Raw genomic sequence first — 4,062 nt, forward strand, 5'->3', positions numbered from 1 at the left:
AAGGTGGCGGGCGCCTGAGCCGGGCCGGGGCTGCCGTGCAGATGGCCGCACGCGCACCCGGCATGCCGCCCTCGCGCCGGCAGGCGCTGTGGTTCTGGGTGCGCATCCGCCTGCTGACGGCGCGGCGCATCGTGCAGGATGCACTCGACCCGCAGGTGCGGACCTGGCCCCGCGTGCCGGCCGGCGCCAGCCGGCTGCGCGACGCGCCGGTGCTGGCCGAGGTGCGCAGCCCCCTGTGGACCGACGGCCGCCCCGACGAATTCGCGCTGGTGGCCGGCAAGGTGCACAACCTGCGGCTGGCCCGCCAGGCCTTCGACGGGCTGGAACTGCCGCCCGCCGGCTTGCTGAGCTTCTGGCAGCAGATCGGGCGGGCCACGCGGCGGCGCGGCTACGTGGCGGGGCGCGAGGTGCGCGAGGGCTGCGTGGTGCCCACGCTGGCCGGCGGCCTGTGCCAGCTGTCCAACGCGCTGGCCACCGCCGCCCACCGCGCGGGCATGGCGCTGCCGGAGCGGCATGCGCACACCGCCCGGCCCCAAGGCGTGGCCCCCGGCGCGCACGGCGCCGTCGATGCCACCGTGCTGTGGAAGCACATCGACCTGCGCGTGCGCGCCGACATGCCGTGGCGCCTGGAAGTGACGATGGATGCGGACGAGCTGGTCGTGCGTGTGCGGGCGTTCGCCGCGGCGCCGCCGGCGGGCCGGCGGACGATCGCCATAGATGCAGCGCCGAGCACGGATCGCCCGCAAGCCACCGCGCCGCCGGTGGCGCGTGGCTGCCTGAGTTGCGATGAGACGGCGTGCTTCCGCCATGCGCCGCAGCGCGCGGGCAGCGCCGACGTCCTGGCCGCGCGCGCGATCCTGCTGGAAGGGGTGGCGCCCGAACTGGCGCAGGCAGCGGCGGCCGATCACCGGCTGGCCTCTGGACGCTGGGTGCTGCCCCATGCCGTGACGCCGGGCCAGCGGGCGCTGGTCGCGCGCGAGCGTGCGCCCGAAGCCGGGGACGTCATGCCGCCCGCCGCCGCCGCGCGCCTGCTGGCCTGGCGGCGGGCGTGGCACCTGCGGTGGCATGCACGCTCGCCGGGCCGGCGGCAGGCCAGCATCCTGCAGGGGCAGGCCTGGCAGGCGCGCCGGGCGGCGTTCGCTCTGCGTCCGGTCGACGTGGAGCTGCTGGTGGACCAGGCCTACCTGCCCACGCTGTGGATGGACGGCGCGCTGGCGGGCCGCCGCCTGGACGTGTGGATGCCCGCGCTGCCCATGCGCGAGATCGCCCGGCGCCTGGACGCCGCCGCCCAGGCGTGGCCCGACGAGCCCAGCCTGGCCGACTTCCGGCCGGACCCAGCCTGCGAGGAGGCCGAGTGGCAGGCCCTGCGCGGGGCCCGGCGGATCTTCACGCCGCACCATGCAGTGGCGCAGTGGGCGCGCGAGATGCTGTCGGCCGAGGTGATCGAAGTGCCCTGGCAGTGCTCGCCCGCGACGGCGGCGGCCCGCGGCCTGGCTGCGTCGCCGCCGCTCGTGGTGCTGCTGTCCAGCGCCCTGCCGCGCAAGGGCAGCCGCGAACTGGCGGCGGCGCTGCGGCATCTGCAGCAGCAGGATGGACGGGCGCCGCGCCTGGGCGTGCTGGGCAGCCCGCCGGCGCCGGACGATCCGCACTGGGCCGGCCTGCCGTGCGTTCCGCTGGGTTATCGCAGCGACTGGCGGGCCCAGGCCCGGGCGGCGGTGCTGCCGGCCCACGTGGAGCATTCGCCGCGCGCCGCCCTGCAGGCGCTGGCGGCCGGCCTGCCGGTGATCGCCACGCCGGCCTGCGGGCTGCCGCCCCAGCCGGGGCTGACGCTGGTGCCGGCGGGCGACGTGGCGGCGCTGGCGCAGGCCCTGCGCGCGCACGCCGGCTGAGGCCGCGCCGCTGCCTCAGTCAGCAGCGCCCAGCGCTGCCCGCACGCGCTCGATCGCCTGGCGGTAGGGCAGGGCGAAGCCGTCGAGCGGATCGCCCGGCGCGAGCCAGCGGAAGGCGAACACCAGCCCGTCTTCCTCCGGGCTGCCGTGCGCGACATGGGTGAAGGTCTCCGGCAGCGGCGCGCCGGTCCAGCGCATCAGGAACAGGTGCCAGCGCTGGTCGTGGCTGCGGCGGCTGCCTTCGGTGCCGGCGCTGCAGAAGCGCTCCAGCGTGCCCAGCGGCGCCAGCGGGCCGTCGAAGGCGAGGCCGGACTCCTCCAGCAGCTCGCGCCGCACCGCCGCCTCGGGCGCTTCGCCGGGCTCGATGGTGCCCTTGACGAGCTGCATGCCGCCGTCGCCCGGGTGGTCGAAGACCAGCAGCCGCCCGCGCGCATCGACCAGGCAGGCGCAGGCCTTGCCGATCGGCGCGCCGCGGCGCGCATCAGGCATTCGCCGCCAGGGCCGCCTTGACGGCCGCGCTCACCTGGCCCATCTCGGCCTTGCCGGCCAGCCGCTGCTTGACCGCGCCCATCACCTTGCCCATGTCGCCGGGGCCCGAGGCGCCCAGCTCGGCCACGATGGCCTTCACTTCGGCGGCCACTTCCTCCGGGCTCAGGCGCTGGGGCAGGTAGGCCTGCAGCACGGTGATCTCGGCGGCCTCCTTGTCGGCCAGTTCGGTGCGGCCGGCCTGGGTGAAGGCGGCGATCGAGTCCTTGCGCTGCTTGACCATCTTGTCGAGCACGGCCACGACGGCCGCGTCGTCCAGCTCCACGCGCTCGTCCACTTCCTTCTGCTTCATGGCGGCCATCAGCAGGCGGATGGTGGCCAGGCGCTCGGCGTCCTTGGCGCGCATCGCGCTCTTCATGTCCTCGTTGATGCGTTCCTTCAGGCTCATGGTGCTCGTCCTCTCGGCAAACAAAACAAAAAAGCCGCGGCAGGTGTTCCTGGCGCGGCTCGGTACGCTGGCGGGGCCAGCGCGTGCGGTGCTCGACTCAGTACAGCTTCTTGGGAAGCTGCATGCTGCGAACGCGCTTGTAGTGGCGCTTGACCGCGGCAGCCTTCTTGCGCTTGCGCTCGGCCGTGGGCTTCTCGTAGAACTCGCGGGCACGCAGGTCGGTGAGCAGGCCCAGCTTCTCGATGGTGCGCTTGAAGCGGCGCAGGGCCACGTCGAAGGGCTCGTTTTCTTTAACGCGGATGGTGGTCATCAGGTGAAAGTCTGTCGAATGTGGCCCGGGGGAGATCGATCCCCTGGCCGGGATCCTCAATCTGGAAAAGGCGGGGCCGTTGAGGGGAGGCCCGAAAAGTTAGCCGTCGATTATAGCCCGCCTTTGCCAGCCGGTCGAGCCCCGGCCGGCCACGCCGCTCAAGCCGCCTGGCGCCCGCGCTGGTTGGAGGCCAGGACGTTGTCGCGCGGCAGCGGCTGGCCGGTGCGCAGCGCCTCGATCCAGTCGGCGGTGGAAGCCACGGCGGCGAAGTTGCTGTGGAAGACGACGCAGAAGACGCGGTGGATCTCCTCGGCGCTGGCCCGCCCGGCCGCGTTGGCGTAAGGCAGGGCGCCGCTGGCGTCGGCCAGGAACTCCACGGCCAGCCCGCGGTGCATGGCCTCGAACACGGTGGAAGCGTCGCAGTTGTGCGTCATGTAGCCCGCCACGGTGAGCGTGTCGATCCCGCGTGCCTGCAGCCAGGCCCCGAAGTCCGTGCCGGTGAAGACGCTGGGGAAGGATTTCGTGACCAGGTGGTCGCGCGGCCGTCCGGCGATGTCGGGGTGGAGCTGGCCGGCCGGCGAATCGGCCTGGAACAGCGGCGCGCCGGGCGGCGCGTGGTGCTGCACGACCACCACCGGCACGCCGGCGGCGCGGGCGGCGTCCATCGCGCGCGTCACATTGGGCAGCGTGCCGCCGATGGGCGGGTGCTCGATGGGCAGGCCGCCGCCCTCGAAGTATTCGTTCTGCACGTCGATGACGACCAGGGCGCGGCGGGGCGGGTGGGAAGGCATGGTGTGGCTCCTGGGAGGTGTGGCGATGGCCTGCATTCTTGGCTCCGCGCCGCGGTGCCGACAGTGGCCCTGAAGACATTGACCGATAGAATCGGGCCATGTCCCGCACGAAGACCGACACCATCGCCGTGCTCGCCT

The 4,062-nt window shown here is 74.0% G+C and carries 5 protein-coding genes; 1 reads left to right on the forward strand and 4 read right to left on the reverse strand.

Going from position 1 to position 4,062, the window contains the following annotated elements; all coding sequences use genetic code 11:
• The coding region (locus ACIY1X_RS25245) for a VanW family protein (protein ID WP_399686112.1) at positions 1 to 1,889 on the forward strand (1,889 nt) is incomplete at its 5' end.
• Positions 1,890 to 1,904: 15 nt separating this feature from the next.
• Here the strand turns inward: ACIY1X_RS25245 and ACIY1X_RS25250 are convergent.
• The 4 genes from ACIY1X_RS25250 to ACIY1X_RS25265 form a co-directional block, all read right to left on the reverse strand.
• A complete protein-coding gene (locus ACIY1X_RS25250; protein ID WP_399686115.1) occupies positions 1,905 to 2,378 on the reverse strand; it encodes an NUDIX domain-containing protein in 474 nt (157 codons plus the stop codon).
• A complete protein-coding gene (locus tag ACIY1X_RS25255; protein ID WP_399686118.1) occupies positions 2,371 to 2,823 on the reverse strand; it encodes a GatB/YqeY domain-containing protein in 453 nt (150 codons plus the stop codon). Before ACIY1X_RS25255 ends, ACIY1X_RS25250 begins: the two co-directional genes overlap by 8 nt.
• Before the next feature lie 97 nt (positions 2,824 to 2,920).
• The gene (gene rpsU, locus ACIY1X_RS25260) at positions 2,921 to 3,133 is read right to left on the reverse strand and encodes a 30S ribosomal protein S21 (RefSeq protein ID WP_007833691.1); all 213 of its coding nucleotides are present in this window, start codon (positions 3,131 to 3,133) and stop codon (positions 2,921 to 2,923) included.
• 158 nt (positions 3,134 to 3,291) lie between these two features.
• Positions 3,292 to 3,924: a cysteine hydrolase family protein gene (locus tag ACIY1X_RS25265; RefSeq protein ID WP_399686121.1), complete on the reverse strand. Its 633-nt coding sequence runs from the start codon at positions 3,922 to 3,924 to the stop codon at positions 3,292 to 3,294.
• Positions 3,925 to 4,062 lie beyond the last annotated feature (138 nt).

The sequence above is a fragment of the Xenophilus sp. genome, assembly GCF_044462705.1.
GTDB classification, from domain to species: Bacteria; Pseudomonadota; Gammaproteobacteria; order Burkholderiales; family Burkholderiaceae_C; genus Xenophilus; species Xenophilus azovorans.